The following is a 14,469-nucleotide window of genomic DNA, read 5'->3' as shown; positions in this document are numbered from 1 at the left end:
TGAGTGTAGTTGCTTATTGGGTTGATGCTAGGAGAGGAGGGGATTTATTTGTATCGTGCCAAATTTATGAGTACCTAGGGGTAATTTCGGTAACTGGCTTAGATATAAAGAATTTATCTTGAGTTAGTTCAAGTTGTAGCAAATGACTGATTTCATAACATGATGATTTATGGAGAGATATCAACTTTTTAAGTTGAAAAATTGTACTCCATTTTTGCCATTTTTTTTTATCTCATACATTGCGTGATCGGCTTTTTGATACACTTGATTAAACGGTTGCTTTCCTTTGTTAAAGAGACAAACACCGATACTCATTCCTATCGTTACTTTATGTAAGTCTTGATTTATCGCTGGAATGATTGAATCTAAGAGTTGATTGCAAAGTTGGGATATTTCCTCTCGACTTGAATGCCAGTTTAAGATAACAAATTCATCGCCTCCTATGCGTCCAACTTGAGACTTGCTTGACGCAAGCTCTGTTAAGCTATTGGCGATATTGATGAGGAGGGTGTCGCCAGTATGATGGCCTAGCTGGTCGTTAACTGCTTTAAAATTATCTATATCAACAAACACTAAAGCAGACTGCTGAGACGGTTCGGTTTGAGGTTGATGATTAAAGTTTTCCTCAATTGCTTTTCTATTTAACAATCCAGTCAATGGATCACTCGAAGCCAACTTGGCCAGTTGCTGCTCATAACGCTTTTCTTTTGTAATATCGATATGAGTACCCATCATCCGTAGTGGTTCGCCATCAGAACCATACTCGACGATGCGCCCTCGATCGTAGACCCAGCTATCACTGCCGTCTTTATGAATCATGCGATGCACTACCTCATAAAGGTCGGTCTTGCCTGCTAGGTGATCTTCAAATGCACCCACTGCAAGATCGTAATCTTCAGGGTGGAGATTGCTTTTCCATGTTTCAACCGTGGCGGTTAACTCATGGGGCTGATAACCTAGCATTTTGCCCCATTGCATATTGAATATCGTCAAAGTACCCGAAGGAATATGCTGCTCCCACAAACACAGTCCATTACTGTCGAGTGCAGCATTCAACTTTTCTTGTAGTCGCGCATTCTTCCGCTTCAGCTCTTCATTTTCTTTTTCTAAGCAGGCAATTCGAGTTAGATATTCTTCCATTTTGCGCATAATTTACGTCGATTTCGGAGCGACAATATACGAAAAATACTTTGCAATTTCTATGATTGAGCTTGGAGATATAAGTATTGAATATGCGGTAAATAATAAAAAATCGGTGATGTTACTTAAGAGCAGCAAAGTAAATACTTGGAAAAAAGAAGGAAATAGGGGGTAAGCGAGGGGCTCTCCTGGTGCAAAGTCTTAAATGGAGGCCTTTGCACCGGGACTACTGAGGGTTAGCGGTTTAGTACACCACAACGCTCAGGTTGGTATGTGATATCGACAATTTCAATTGTCTTCACTTGATTATTTGGCATTGGCCAGTCAAGTTTTTGGCCGACAGACAAACCGATCAGTGCGCTGCCTACGGGCGCAAAAATAGAGATATCATCACTGCTTTTCAGTTCAGAAGGGTAAACCAGTGTCTTTGTCATGGTTCTATCTTCACCTGAAAATTTAAACTCTACAGTCGAGTTCATCGTGACCACGTTATCTGGCATTTGTTCTGGCTCAAGAACTGTTGCTCGGTCGAGCTCTGCTTCTAATTCCACAAGCTCCGCTGCGATGTTTGGCATTTTATCCAACAAGGCCGTGATTCGGTTCATATCTAAGCTTGAGATGTAGATAGAATTGTTTTCTGACATTTTATGACTCCCAAATAAAAGGCCGCCTCACAAAAATGGGACGGCACTCTATATGTCAATTACGGTATCAATCATATGGACGCTATTCCATATGGACTAAACCTGATTTTAGTCTTTATAGTGCGACTTAGCTAGTAAAAAATTTTTGTTGTGAAGCTTGATTTTTCTAAATCTTTCAATCACTTCAGATATTGTTCTCTGATCACCTTGAAACGGTGAAGTCAAGTGAGTGCGTCGTTTAGAAGCAAAACAGGATTTATCGTAGGTGTGCTCGGTTTCGATGGTCAGCCTAACTTCATAAAAGCAAAACGGTATAGTCCGTTGCTAGCATGGCTTCGGTTATCTCAGTTTGTTAAAACTACCAATATCCGTTAATAAATTACTTTTTATTTCGCAATAGTCAGATAAATACGTTCATCTACCCCTTTAGGGTAGTTTGAAATTGTAATTGATTTACATCATGTATTAATTTTCTTTCACAATTAACAATGAGCTCAGTGATAAGAACCTAACCCTTAGGAATTATAATGAGCAAGTTGAAGCTAGTAGTCATCGGTAACGGTATGGTAGGGCACCGTTATATTGAAGACTTAGTCGAGAAAGCTGATATGTCTAATATGGACATTACGGTTTTCTGTGAAGAACCTCGTGTCGCATACGACCGTGTGCACCTTTCCTCTTACTTTTCTCACCATACTGCAGATGAACTTTCTTTAGTGAAAGAAGGCTTCTACGAGAAACACGGTATTAACATGCTGATCGGCGAACGCGCGATTAACATCAACCGTGAAAACCGCATTGTTTACTCAAGCACTGGCCGTGAAGTTCAATACGACAAGCTGATTCTTGCTACTGGCTCATTCCCATTTGTTCCACCTATCAAAGGTCACGAAAGCAAAGACTGTTTTGTTTACCGTACTATCGAAGATCTTAAAGCGATCGAAGCGTGTGCGAAGAAGAGCAAATCAGGCGTTGTTGTCGGTGGTGGTCTGCTAGGCCTTGAAGCAGCAGGCGCACTGAAAGCACTGGGTGTAGAAACGCACGTTGTTGAGTTCGCGCCAAAACTAATGGCTGAGCAACTTGACCTGGCTGGTGGTAACCAGCTTCGTCAAAAGATCGAGCGTATGGGCGTGAACGTTCACACCAGCAAAAATACGCTTGAGATTGCGCCAGAAGGCACAAACGCACGCAACGTTATGCGTTTTGCTGACGGTTCAGAGCTAGAAACAGACTTCATCGTATTCTCTGCAGGTATTCGTCCACAAGACAAACTAGCACGCCAAATGGAGCTAGAAGTGGCACCTCGTGGAGGTGTTGCTATTAACGACCACTGTCAGACTTCTGATGAGAACATCTACGCTATCGGTGAATGTGCGTCTTGGAACGAAATGTTCTACGGCCTTGTTGCTCCTGGCTACAAGATGGCGACAGTTGCTGTTGATCACCTACTAGGTAACACAGAAAGCAAATTCGAAGGCGCTGACATGTCTGCGAAGCTGAAACTTCTTGGCGTTAAAGTAGGCTCTATCGGTGACGCGAACGGTCGTACTGAAGGCTGTAAGAGTTACGTTTACCAGAACGAAGAACAAGAAGTTTACAAACGTCTTATCGTTTCTAAAGACAACAAGAAACTGCTTGGCGCGGTTATGGTTGGCGACACCTCTGACTACGGTGACCTGCTTCAACTTATGTTGAACGAAATCGACCTACCAGAACACCCGGATGCGTTGATCCTTCCTGCACACGCAGGCGCTGAGAAACCAGCACTAGGTGCAGACGCTCTACCAGAAAGCGCAGTAATCTGTTCTTGTTTCGACGTAACCAAAGGCAAGATCGCACAAGCGGTTGCTGATGGTCACCACACATTGAGCGACATCAAAGCCGTGACGGGCGCAGGTACAGGCTGTGGTGGTTGTATTCCTCTAGTGACCTCTGTTCTAAATGCTGAGCTTGCTAAATCTGGTATCGAAGTGAAGAACGACGTGTGTGAGCACTTTGCATACTCACGCCAAGAGCTGTTCCACCTAATCCGCATTGAAGAGATCAAAACGTTTGATGAGCTTCTAGAGAAATACGGCAAAGGTTACGGCTGTGAAGTTTGTAAACCACTGGCTGGTTCTATCTTGGCTTCTTGCTGGGGTGAGCACATTCTTAAGCCACAACTGGTTAAGCTGCACGACACGAACGATAACTTCCTAGGTAACATCCAAAAAGACGGTACTTACTCTGTTATCCCACGTATGGCGGGTGGTGAAGTAACACCTCAAGCACTGAGTGCGCTAGCGAACGTTGCTGCAGAATACAACCTATACACCAAAGTAACCGGTGCTCAACGTATTGGTCTGTTCGGTGCTCAAAAAGACGATCTTCCAGAGATCTGGCGCAAGCTTATCGATGCTGGCTTCGAAACAGGTCAAGCGTACGCAAAAGCACTTCGTATGGCCAAGACATGTGTGGGCTCTACTTGGTGTCGTTACGGTGTTCAAGACTCTGTTGGTCTAGGTTCTTACATCGAGAACCGTTACAAAGGCATTCGTACACCTCATAAGATGAAGTTCGGTGTTTCTGGCTGTACTCGTGAGTGTGCGGAAGCACAAGGTAAAGACCTTGGTATTATCGCGACTGACGCAGGTTGGAACATGTACGTATGTGGTAACGGTGGTATGAAACCTCGTCACGCAGACCTACTTGCAAGTGACCTAGATAAAGAAACGCTAATCAAGTACATCGACCGCTTCATGATGTTCTACATTCGTACTGCTGCGCCACTACAACGCACATCAGTTTGGATGGAAAACATGGAAGGTGGCGTTGACTACCTACGCGAAGTGATTGTTGAAGACAAACTTGGCATCAACGCTCAACTAGAAGCAGACGTAGCGAAGCTTGTAGACGAGTACGAGTGTGAGTGGACTGCGACCATCAACGACGAATCACAACTGACTCGTTTCGCGCACTTCATCAACTCTGACAAGCGCGATGAAAACGTCGTGTTTGTACAAGAGCGTGAACAGCACCGCCCAGCAACCTTCACGGAAAAACACCCTGAAGCGAAAGGCGACATCCTACACGTAGCGATCACTGAAGCATAAGGGAAGGTTGATTATGTCATTTGAAAAGATTTGCCAAATCAGCGACATCGTACCGGGCACGGGTGTTTGTGCACTGGTTGATGGTCAGCAAGTTGCGGTATTCCGCCCAACACAAGCAGAAGAAGTGCTGGCGATCAGCAACACAGACCCGTTCTTCCAATCAAACGTGCTTTCTCGCGGTTTGATCTGTGAGCACCAAGGCGAGCTTTGGGTGGCTAGCCCACTTAAGAAGCAACGCTTTAACCTGACAACAGGTGCGTGCATGGAAGACGAGCGTTTTAGCGTGAAAGCGTACAAAACCCGCGTAACCAACGGCGAAGTAGAAATCTCTGCGTAAGCTTGGTTTTCATTCCCTCCTCTTAGGGGAGGGAATGAACTGAAACCTAGATTTAATAGACAAAGGCTTTCCAAGCATCAACTCAGGGGAACAGGGAAGCGAGGTGTTGTAGACAGCGTTCAGGTGTCAACGGGAAGCCTTTCTCTATTAAATCTTTAACTTTTTAACTTTCAATTTTGGATAAGGACACATTCATGTCTACTGATTTTAAGCCTGCAGAATTCGTGCAAACCATGATCAATGTTGGTGAAGCGAAAACCAATACAAGCACGCGAGATCTTCTGCTTCGCGGTACGATGGCTGGCGTTATTCTTTCGCTTGCGGTGGTGGTTGCTATTACCGCGATTGTACAAACGGGTATCGGCCTTGTAGGTGCACTTGTTTTCCCCGTTGGTTTCGTAATTCTAAGTGTGATGGGTTATGACCTAGTAACCGGTGTTTTTGGTCTAGCGCCTCTGGCTAAGTTTGCGAACCGTCCGGGCATCACTTGGGGTCGTATCTTCCGTTGTTGGGGTCTTGTAGGCTTGGGTAACCTTATCGGTTCTCTGATCGTTGCTTACCTAGTGGCTATCTCTCTAACAGGTAACTTCTCTCTAGAACTGAACGCAGTAGCGAAGAAATTTGTCGCTGTTTCTACCGCGCGTAGCCTTGGTTTTGAAAACATGGGTATGGACGGATGGATCACATGTTTCGTACGCGGCATCTTCTGTAACCTAATGGTGTGTCTAGGCGTTATCGGCAACATGACGGCACGTTCGGTGTCTGGTCGCGTAGCAATGATGTGGTTCCCAATCTTCATCTTCTTTGCGCTAGTATTTGAACACACCGTAGTAAACATGTTCCTATTCCCACTAGGTATGATTCTAGGTGCGGATTTTGGTATCGCGACTTGGTTGAACTTCAACCTTATTCCAACCATTCTAGGTAATATTGTTGGTGGTCTCGTAATGACTTGTATTCCACTGTACCTAACTCACGCTAAAACTGCGCCTTCTATCAATGCTGAAGAAGAAGTAAAAGCGCAACCTGCAATGGCTAAATAACCATTAACGGGTAATTCGCTTAATATGGTCCCGCTTCTGGATGGGCGGGACTATTCTCTAACTAGATTTCAATTTTTAACTTTCACTTTCGCGACATATTTTATTGATTTAGCTATAAAAAGTAATAACTCCTTAGAGTGGTTTTAGCCCTAAGTGCATAACGCGAGTGTTACTCTTTATATCTAAATTTTTCGATAGGCGTTGATATGACTACTGCTCACTCATCTTTAAACAGCGGCTTTGTTTCTCTTGTTGGTGCAGGTCCAGGTGATCCTGATTTGCTCACAGTAAAAGGCTTAAAAGCCATTCAAGCGGCTGAAGTTGTGGTGTACGACCGATTAGTGTCGAAAGACATTCTTGAATTGGCTCACGCATCAGCAGAGATGATTTACGTAGGAAAAAAATTGGACTTTCACTGTGTGCCTCAAGATCAAATTAACCAAATCTTGGTGCAGAAAGCGCAAGAGGGTAAACGCGTTGTGCGCCTAAAAGGTGGGGACTCATTTATCTTTGGCCGTGGTGGTGAAGAGCTAGAAGAGCTAGCCGAATTTGGCATCAAATACGAAGTGGTTCCGGGTATTACGGCGGCGGCGGGCGCGACGGCTTATGCTGGTATTCCATTAACACACCGCGACCATGCACAAAGCGTTCAATTTATCACAGGTCATGTACAAAAAGATGGTCGTGAGATTGAATGGCATTCACTAGCGCAATCCAACAACACACTTGTGTTCTATATGGGTTTGAAGCAAAGCGGCCATATTATGGATAAGCTGATCACTCATGGGTTAGATCCTGAGATGTCATGCGCCATTATTGAAAACGGTACGCGCCCAGAGCAGCGCGTGTTCCAAGGAAAGTTGAACGAGCTATCGATCATGGCAGAGCAAGCCGTGAGCCCAGCATTGATTGTGGTTGGCAGCGTGACTCAACTTCACAACAAGTTGGATTGGTTCGCAAAGTAATACTGCTCAGAAGTGACTATATTTTACAGGGGCTTTGTTGCCTCTGCATTTCTTGCTTACGCATAGGCATTTGATCAATGAGGTTGTTGATAAACGGCCAGTCTGTTTCTGCGCCCCAGCGGTGCTTTTCTAGACCATCTTTACCAAGCAAAATAGCGGTATGAGAACCTTTTTCGACCTCATAAAGACGAGCTAGCATTTTTAAGTCGAACTCTTCTTTAAGCCAAGCAGGAAAGGTATAACCTTGTTCTGTAATGACAAGTGTGACGACATCTCTGTCTTCCAACTCACACTCATTCATAAGTGTTTCTAGCAAGAATTGTTTGACGTATTCATCATTTTCCGGTGCAAAGTAGAGCACACTTCTATGTGGCCAGTATTTGGAGTGCGCTGGATAACCAAATGCTGTCGATGACAAGATACAAGAAAGTAGTATCACTAGTAACTTTCCGCCCATGACAGTTCCCCTAGAAACCCAAATAACTTTTTATACGTTAAGTTTAGTGGAATTGGCTCATTGTGCTTTTTCCAAAACTGGCATAGGGTAGGCAGCAAATAAATTGAGCGTAGAAATAGATGAGTTCGGAAAGCAAACAAAAAATCGCCATTTTGGTTGATGTACAGAATGTGTATTACACCTGTCGCGAAGCGTATCGAAGCAACTTTGATTACAACCAGTTTTGGTATGTTGCCACACAAGGGAAAGAGGTGGTATGTGCTCGTGCTTATGCTATTGCGAGTAACGACCCTAAGCAGCGTCAGTTCCACCATATTCTTCGTGGTGTTGGATTTGAGGTGATGCTTAAACCCTACATCCAGCGTCGTGATGGCAGCTCGAAAGGCGATTGGGATGTGGGTATTACTCTCGATGCAATTGAAATTGCTCCCGAAGTTGAGGAAGTGATTCTAGTTTCGGGAGATGGAGACTTTAGTCTGCTAGTAGAGAGAATTCAGCAGCGCTTCAATAAAACGGTGACCGTTTATGGTGTACCTAAGCTAACATCCCAAACTCTGATTGATTGTGCCGACAATTTTGTCGCGATTGATGACGATTTCTTGCTGTAGTTAATAGTGCAATAAAAAAAGGCGAGTCACTCAGGCTGTACGAAACGTACAATGACTCGCCTCTAATTTATCCTTGATTTGGCTAGTTACGAAGGAATGATCATTTGCCCTAGCAAGTAACCCAAGCAACACGCACCAATCACGCCGATTAAGCCCACAGACATGAATGAGTGGTTGAAGTACCACTTACCAATCTTAGTTGTGCCCGAGGTATCGAAGTTCACAGTCGCGATATCTGAAGGGTAGTTTGGAATAAAGAAGTAGCCGTATACCGCAGGCATCAAGCCGATAAGCAGCGCAGGTTCCAAACCTAAGCCGAGACCAACAGGCAGCATCATGCGAGCCGTTGCAGCTTGAGAGTTCACCACAACCGACACAATGAATAACGCAAGCGCGAATGTCCAAGGATAGTTGGTTACCATCTCTACGATGCCAGATTTAAATTGAGGCATAGCGTACTGGAAGTAGGTATCTGACATCCATGCAATACCGAAGATAGCAATCGCCGCCACCATACCAGATTTAAATACCACCCCATTTGGTACGTCACGCGGGTCAGTTTTGGTCGCAAGCAAAATGATACCGCCGAAGCAGAGCATCATCATTTGAATCACAACGGCCATGCTGATTGGCTTCGCGCCATCTACGATGGTACGAATGTCTGGCCACATCGCGATAACGACGATAACCAAGATAGAAGCAATGAACAGCAATACAGAGTTACGAGCACTTGTTGGTAGTACTTCATCAAGAGACGTCGCAGTTGTGTTGAGGATCTTTTCGCGCCACACAGGATCTTTCAAACGCTCTTGGTATTCTTCATCGTCGTCTAGCTCTTTACCACGCTTTAGGCTGTAAAGTGACATCAACAACGTACCGAATAAGGTTGCAGGTACAGTAACGAGCAGAATTGAGAGCAGAGTGATCTCGTGTTGAATATCAGAGAGTTGCGCCAAGTAGTAAACTACGGCCGCTGAAATTGGTGATGCCGTGATTGCGATTTGAGACGCGACAGAAGCGGCAGCCATAGGACGCTCTGGACGAATGCCGTTTTTCAATGCAACGTCGCCAATGATTGGCATAATGGAGTAAACCGCGTGACCTGTACCGAGCAAGAAAGTCATAAAGTAAGTCACAAAAGGAGCAATAAGGGTGACGCGTTTTGGGTTCTTACGAAGCACACGCTCGGCAACTTGCAGCATGTATTTCAAACCGCCAGCGGCTTCAAGAATGGAAGCACATGTTACCACCGCTAAAATGATCAACATGACGGTGACAGGAGGAGAGGTTGGCGGCATCTTAAAGATGAATACTTCAATCACCAAGCCAATTCCGGATACGACCCCAAGGCCTATACCACCATAACGTGAGCCGATATACAGCATCACGAGCAAAAATAGAAACTCAAGATACAACATGTGGATTTCCTTATTCAAAACAGAGGGCTACATAGCCAAATTACCTCTTTGTATTGTCTCGATATTCAGAAAGAAAATACTTCATGTTGTTCACAATCCGCTGGATAAGAAACAGCAATATTCAATTATTGGCAATAACTCACGCTACACAGGGAAACTGTTAACACAGTTTTATCAGGGTGTTTTTATGCTGTGTATTTTTGCGGTCATGTCAGCGCTAAATGCGAAGAGGTTTAAGAGTTTGTTGCTATTCATCGCATACTTAACCAGACCTTACAGCTTCACAGAACTCGGAAATACATTCATAACTAACCCTAAAAGTGCTTCTTTGTTATGAAAACGCAAAGGATAATAGTTTGCATTGCGATTGGTGCTTGGGTATAAAGGTGTCAGAATGACTACACCAACAATAAGCCATCATGTCTGAGCAATTTTTCCCGCAACTGTTTCAAACTTCGAGTGAGATTACACCTTACCTACACGGTGATATCGGCGAGATAGGGCAAGAAGCTATCCATATCGAGAATGATATCAACCCGATCATCCAAGGCCTTTACCAGCAAATCTCGGAGGCTCATCCGGAAGCGGGAAAAGCATATTGGTTGACAAGAACGTGGGATTTACTTTGTTGGCAGCCAGTTTATGTCGCATTCATCTCTATTTACGGTTACCACACGTTGCCAAACATTCGCGAGATAGCGCAGCACCTCAAACCTTGTTTTGTTTCTGGGTACCGATTCGCCGACGAAGCGCATATACATGGCGAGCCAGAAGCGTTGATAAAAGAGGCGGGGCGTCAAATCCGAGAACTGTTCGACTTCTATCAACAAGAGATGAGTCAATGGACACGCATTCGTCCTGGCTTCACCCATCAATTGATGTCGGACGGAATCATGGCTTGTTTAATTCGTCTCCAACAGCGCTTTCCGCAAATGACTAACTCGACACTTCAGGAGCATGCGGTCTTGTGGCTAAGCGCAATGGGTTTGGATGTTGATAATAGCCGCTCACTTCATGAGACGGGATCTGATCAGCCGCTAAAGTTAGTAAGAAAAAGTTGTTGTTTAGTCTATAAGTGTGAAGGCAGAAAGCTTTGTGCAGATTGTCCTCGTTTAGAGGAAAATCGACAGCTTATGAGCAAGAAGGTTCTTAATTAACATTTATTTAACTTGTGTAACAGTGCTCGATTTGAGAGTGAGAATAAGTATCATTGCATGCTCTTGTTGACAACAAAAAGATAAATACAATGATGAAAAGGACGTTTTCTTTCAATCTCATCGTACTTGCGATGAGCAGTGGATACGCAGTTAGCTCAATAGCAGCAGAAGATCTTCAACAAACATCGACTCCGAGCGATGAGCAATTGGTTGTTGTAGGCAGTGTGATGCCGAAATCGATCTCCGATATTCCAGGAACGGTTTGGTTTGTTGGCCAAGAAGAGATTGCTCAGCAATATCGTGCGGGCAAGACACTGGGTGATATTCTTTCTGCAACCATCCCTTCTTTAGACGTCGGCACCGGTGGTCGAACTAATTATGGTCAGAACCTTCGCGGTAGAGCAATGTTGGTAATGATTGATGGTGTCTCGTTACAGTCTTCTCGCCCGATTAGTCGTCAGTTAGACGCAATAGACCCATTCAACATCGAGCGAATTGAAGTACTATCTGGTGCAACCTCCATTTATGGTGCAGGCGCTACTGGTGGTGTTATTAACATTATCACCAAGAAAGCGTACTCGGATGACTTGTCGTTTGAATCCTACGTGAGTGGCACTACAGGCTTTAATAGCAGCGATGACTTTGATTACAAACTCGCTCAGTCTATCTCGGGTGGTAATGAGCGAATTACCGCTAGAGGTTCGGTTGTGTACACCGAGACACAAGGTGCATTTGACGCAAATGGCGACATTGTCACCCCAGACATTTCACAGGGCTCCTTGCAGTATAATTCAACGCTCGATGTTATGGGATCGACCGAGATTCAAATCTCCGATGCCAGCAAGTTAAACCTTGTCGCACAATACTATGACAGCCAGCAAGATTCGCCATACGGTTTGTACATTGTTAACAATAAATTTGTTGATGTACGAGCGGGGTTCGATTCCGACCGTGAACATGGTACAGAGCGAGTTCTCTTAAGTGCGAACTACGCTCACGACAGCGTATTCGGTCATCAACTGATAGGCGAGTTATCTTACCGTAGTGAAGACCAAACCTTTACTCCTTATTACCAAAGTGCCTCTCAACAAAAAACAGAAGTTTTTGCTGGGCGCTTAGCGTTAGCTAAAAGCTGGGAGTCATTCAAACTTGTTTATGGTGTCGATGCGTACTTAGACCGTTTTGAAAGTAACCAGGCTCTGTTCGATCCAACCATTGCGAACAGCTCTGGGAACTTAATTAATCGAACCTATGCCGAAGTGGGGCGTTACCCAGATGTTGATGTGGCGTCTTACGCAATGTTTGTCCAAGGGGATTACCAAATCAATCAAGATTGGTCAGTACAAGCAGGCTACCGCTACCAATACATGGACAATAAGATTGATGATTTTGTTGCCTATAGTATACAAAAGAAGATCGCATCGGGTAATGGTGTATCAGCGGATGCGGTACCAGGTGGCAGCACTGACTACTCTGTGAGCTTATTTAATTTGGGCACCATTTATCAGCTTAACGATGAATCTCAGCTTTGGGCGAACTTCTCTCAAGGTTTCGAACTCGCTGATCCTGCAAAGTACTACGGCCAAGGTAGCTACGATGCCGCGGATGCAAATGGTCACTACGCGTTGAACAATAGCATTAATGTATCTGACTCAAAAATGTCGGGCATCAAAACGGACAGCTATGAAATTGGTTACCGATTAGATACGGATACTGTCGCACTGCAAGCGGCGGGTTACTACTCGGTTTCGGATAACTCAATCAAGTATGACAAGAAGACGCTCCTAATCACCAATGTTGATGACGAGCAACGTGTATACGGTGCCGAAGCAAACATTAACTACTGGGTAAACCGTGATATTTTGTTAGGTGCATCAGGTCACTATGTGGTTTCTGAGCTGAAAACCAACGGTAAGTGGGAAGATCTAAGCGCGGGTAAAGCAAGTACATCAAAAGCGAACGCGTGGGCGGCTTACTATCAGGATGGCTATTCAGTACGTTTACAAAGCCAGACGATGTTTGATTACGAAGATGACGCAAACAATAAACTAGATGGATACACTACGTTTGATCTTCTTGGTAACGTAACACTACCTATCGGGCAGTTAGGTTTTGGTATTCAAAACCTATTTGACGAAGACTACACAACCGCTTGGGGACAACGTGCGCAGATTCTTTATGCAGCACACTACGATGCAGCAGCGTACGACTACAAAGGAAGAGGTCGCACATTCACACTGAACTACAGTGTCGAATACTAAAGCTAACTCTCTCCGAATATCAAAAAAGCCGCTTGAAGCGGCTTTTCTTTTAGGCTTGATCTGTCTGCGCTGTGTCTACAACGTTTTCCGTGTGTTCTGAAGTTTGGTTTTGTTCTTCAGCTTCCATTTTCGCGCGTTCAGCTTTGGAGATATAACGCGGCTTATTGCTCTTATGTAGCTTAGCGTTATGCTTCTTCTGCTTCGCTTTCAAGATCTGATTGATTTTCTTCTTGCGGTTCATGGTGGTGGTCCTTTAATTTAGCGAGGCAGGATAGTTACTTTTTTATCAAGTTACAACTAAATAAGCGCCGGTATCGGTCGCAAAATTCAAGTACGTTCCTATGTCCAATCATCTATCGCGTTTTAATGGAGCCCAAATGAAAACACTGTACACCGAACGTTTGATACTGCGTCTTGTGAGTGTAGATGATGCACCATTTATACTAGAACTTTATAACCACCCAGACTTCTACCGTTTTGTCGGAGACAAACAAATTCGTACCGAATATGAAGCGGCGCGTTACATAAAAGAAAACATGCTACGCATGCAACAAATTAAAGGCGTGAGTTTACTCGTTGTAGAGAAGAAAGAAGATGGGCAACCCATCGGGATTTGTGGGTTGGTTAAACGTGACACATTACAACACTATGATCTCGGATATGGATTTTTACCTTCCGCTTATGGCTTCGGCTACGGAACGGAGTCTGCAACCGCAGTGCTGGAATACGCTAGAGAGGAAATGAAACTCGATAATTTGGTTGCCATCACCAATAATGACAATATTCGTAGTATAAGTTTGCTCAAAAAACTGGGCTTTGAGTTTGAACGAGTTGAGCAGCAATATGATAATGGCCGCACGTTAGAACTTTACACAATGATGTTGTGATTTTTGGATAGCGCATGAGCGATATTTTACTTGGCAAACTCGCCACTGAATTTAAGACAGTAAAAGCCATGGTAGAGGTTTACTGTCATGACCATCATGGAACAAAACGTGACTTATGCTCAGAATGTCGTGAGCTGCTTGAATACGCAGAAGTGCGCCTCGACCGCTGTCCTTATGGAGAGAATAAACCGACGTGTAATAAATGTCCGATTCACTGCTACAAACCAGAGCCGAAAGAACAAATGCGTTTGGTCATGCGTTACTCTGGCCCCAGAATGTTACTGAAACATCCCATCTTGGCGGTTCGTCATTTGCTTCATGAAAAGCGCATGGTACCGGAAAAGCCTGCAGCGAACGCGTCAAACCGTCACAAGCGTTTATCTAAACAAAAATGCGAAGAATAAAAAAACGAGGGCGACATGCCCTCGTTTTCGTTGAGTTCGTTGAGTAGAAGCGGCGT

Annotated in this window: 14 protein-coding genes; 9 read left to right on the top strand and 5 right to left on the bottom strand. The window is 44.4% G+C overall.

Going from position 1 to position 14,469, the window contains the following annotated elements; all coding sequences use genetic code 11:
* Positions 1–180: 180 nt before the first annotated feature.
* Together R8O70_RS16540 and rnk are read right to left on the bottom strand one after the other, a co-directional pair.
* A complete protein-coding gene (locus R8O70_RS16540; protein WP_258624215.1) occupies positions 181–1,140 on the bottom strand; it encodes a GGDEF domain-containing protein in 960 nt (319 codons plus the stop codon).
* Between the two features lie 236 nt (positions 1,141–1,376).
* On the bottom strand, positions 1,377–1,784 hold the full coding sequence (rnk, locus tag R8O70_RS16535) for a nucleoside diphosphate kinase regulator (RefSeq protein ID WP_258624210.1): 408 nt from the start codon (positions 1,782–1,784) through the stop codon (positions 1,377–1,379).
* Between the two features lie 527 nt (positions 1,785–2,311).
* On the opposite strand from rnk, the gene nirB reads away from it, so the two are divergent.
* From nirB to cobA, 4 genes are all read left to right on the top strand, one after another.
* Entirely contained in the window at positions 2,312–4,876 is a 2,565-nt protein-coding gene (nirB, locus tag R8O70_RS16530; protein ID WP_258624208.1) for a nitrite reductase large subunit NirB, read from the top strand.
* Positions 4,877–4,889: 13 nt separating this feature from the next.
* Positions 4,890–5,213, top strand: a complete 324-nt coding sequence (nirD, locus tag R8O70_RS16525; protein ID WP_005387969.1) for a nitrite reductase small subunit NirD — start codon at positions 4,890–4,892, stop codon at positions 5,211–5,213.
* A gap of 194 nt (positions 5,214–5,407) precedes the next feature.
* Positions 5,408–6,256, top strand: coding sequence for a formate/nitrite transporter family protein (locus tag R8O70_RS16520; protein ID WP_005387971.1), 849 nt, complete (start codon positions 5,408–5,410; stop codon positions 6,254–6,256).
* 206 nt (positions 6,257–6,462) lie between these two features.
* Complete coding sequence (gene cobA / locus R8O70_RS16515; RefSeq protein WP_017634651.1) at positions 6,463–7,221, top strand: uroporphyrinogen-III C-methyltransferase; 759 nt, start codon at positions 6,463–6,465, stop codon at positions 7,219–7,221.
* Between the two features lie 16 nt (positions 7,222–7,237).
* Here cobA and R8O70_RS16510 read toward each other — a convergent pair whose 3' ends face one another.
* The gene (locus tag R8O70_RS16510) at positions 7,238–7,678 is read right to left on the bottom strand and encodes a DUF4174 domain-containing protein (protein WP_005376058.1); all 441 of its coding nucleotides are present in this window, start codon (positions 7,676–7,678) and stop codon (positions 7,238–7,240) included.
* Between the two features lie 119 nt (positions 7,679–7,797).
* Between R8O70_RS16510 and R8O70_RS16505 the strand changes: the two genes are divergently transcribed.
* Positions 7,798–8,286 carry an NYN domain-containing protein gene (locus R8O70_RS16505; protein WP_017634650.1) on the top strand — a complete coding sequence of 163 codons (489 nt, stop codon included), beginning with the start codon at positions 7,798–7,800 and terminating at the stop codon, positions 8,284–8,286.
* A gap of 86 nt (positions 8,287–8,372) precedes the next feature.
* Here R8O70_RS16505 and R8O70_RS16500 read toward each other — a convergent pair whose 3' ends face one another.
* Positions 8,373–9,704, bottom strand: a complete 1,332-nt coding sequence (locus R8O70_RS16500; RefSeq protein ID WP_033907036.1) for an anaerobic C4-dicarboxylate transporter — start codon at positions 9,702–9,704, stop codon at positions 8,373–8,375.
* A gap of 419 nt (positions 9,705–10,123) precedes the next feature.
* On the opposite strand from R8O70_RS16500, the gene R8O70_RS16495 reads away from it, so the two are divergent.
* Complete coding sequence (locus R8O70_RS16495; RefSeq protein WP_017820185.1) at positions 10,124–10,861, top strand: siderophore ferric iron reductase; 738 nt, start codon at positions 10,124–10,126, stop codon at positions 10,859–10,861.
* 89 nt (positions 10,862–10,950) lie between these two features.
* A complete protein-coding gene (locus R8O70_RS16490; RefSeq protein ID WP_258480259.1) occupies positions 10,951–13,122 on the top strand; it encodes a TonB-dependent receptor in 2,172 nt (723 codons plus the stop codon).
* Between the two features lie 49 nt (positions 13,123–13,171).
* Here the strand turns inward: R8O70_RS16490 and R8O70_RS16485 are convergent, their stop codons facing one another.
* Entirely contained in the window at positions 13,172–13,363 is a 192-nt protein-coding gene (locus R8O70_RS16485; protein WP_042520968.1) for a DUF2986 domain-containing protein, read from the bottom strand.
* A 136-nt stretch (positions 13,364–13,499) separates the two neighbouring features.
* Here R8O70_RS16485 and R8O70_RS16480 point away from each other — a divergent pair, with 136 nt between their 5' ends.
* Together R8O70_RS16480 and R8O70_RS16475 are read left to right on the top strand one after the other, a co-directional pair.
* The gene (locus R8O70_RS16480; protein ID WP_054865303.1) at positions 13,500–14,009 is read left to right on the top strand and encodes a GNAT family N-acetyltransferase; all 510 of its coding nucleotides are present in this window, start codon (positions 13,500–13,502) and stop codon (positions 14,007–14,009) included.
* 14 nt (positions 14,010–14,023) lie between these two features.
* Positions 14,024–14,413 carry a nitrous oxide-stimulated promoter family protein gene (locus R8O70_RS16475; protein WP_005387988.1) on the top strand — a complete coding sequence of 130 codons (390 nt, stop codon included), beginning with the start codon at positions 14,024–14,026 and terminating at the stop codon, positions 14,411–14,413.
* The last annotated feature ends 56 nt before the right edge of the window (positions 14,414–14,469 follow it).

This window comes from Vibrio sp. 779(2023), assembly GCF_033344285.1.
GTDB classification, from domain to species: Bacteria; Pseudomonadota; Gammaproteobacteria; order Enterobacterales; family Vibrionaceae; genus Vibrio; species Vibrio alginolyticus.
The sequence above is the reverse complement of the archived record's forward strand: the minus strand, read 5'-3'. Positions and strand labels throughout refer to the sequence as shown.

Bases quoted from the DNA above. Each gene is read 5' to 3' on its own strand.
- rnk (WP_258624210.1), bottom strand. From the start codon at position 1,784: ATGTCAGAAAACAATTCTATCTACATCTCAAGCTTAGATATGAACCGA.
- cobA (WP_017634651.1), top strand. From the start codon at position 6,463: ATGACTACTGCTCACTCATCTTTAAACAGCGGCTTTGTTTCTCTTGTT.
- nirB (WP_258624208.1), top strand. From the start codon at position 2,312: ATGAGCAAGTTGAAGCTAGTAGTCATCGGTAACGGTATGGTAGGGCAC.
- R8O70_RS16475 (WP_005387988.1), top strand. From the start codon at position 14,024: ATGAGCGATATTTTACTTGGCAAACTCGCCACTGAATTTAAGACAGTA.
- R8O70_RS16510 (WP_005376058.1), bottom strand. From the start codon at position 7,678: ATGGGCGGAAAGTTACTAGTGATACTACTTTCTTGTATCTTGTCATCG.
- R8O70_RS16540 (WP_258624215.1), bottom strand. From the start codon at position 1,140: ATGGAAGAATATCTAACTCGAATTGCCTGCTTAGAAAAAGAAAATGAA.
- nirD (WP_005387969.1), top strand. From the start codon at position 4,890: ATGTCATTTGAAAAGATTTGCCAAATCAGCGACATCGTACCGGGCACG.
- R8O70_RS16520 (WP_005387971.1), top strand. From the start codon at position 5,408: ATGTCTACTGATTTTAAGCCTGCAGAATTCGTGCAAACCATGATCAAT.
- R8O70_RS16480 (WP_054865303.1), top strand. From the start codon at position 13,500: ATGAAAACACTGTACACCGAACGTTTGATACTGCGTCTTGTGAGTGTA.
- R8O70_RS16490 (WP_258480259.1), top strand. From the start codon at position 10,951: ATGATGAAAAGGACGTTTTCTTTCAATCTCATCGTACTTGCGATGAGC.
- R8O70_RS16500 (WP_033907036.1), bottom strand. From the start codon at position 9,704: ATGTTGTATCTTGAGTTTCTATTTTTGCTCGTGATGCTGTATATCGGC.
- R8O70_RS16485 (WP_042520968.1), bottom strand. From the start codon at position 13,363: ATGAACCGCAAGAAGAAAATCAATCAGATCTTGAAAGCGAAGCAGAAG.
- R8O70_RS16505 (WP_017634650.1), top strand. From the start codon at position 7,798: ATGAGTTCGGAAAGCAAACAAAAAATCGCCATTTTGGTTGATGTACAG.
- R8O70_RS16495 (WP_017820185.1), top strand. From the start codon at position 10,124: ATGTCTGAGCAATTTTTCCCGCAACTGTTTCAAACTTCGAGTGAGATT.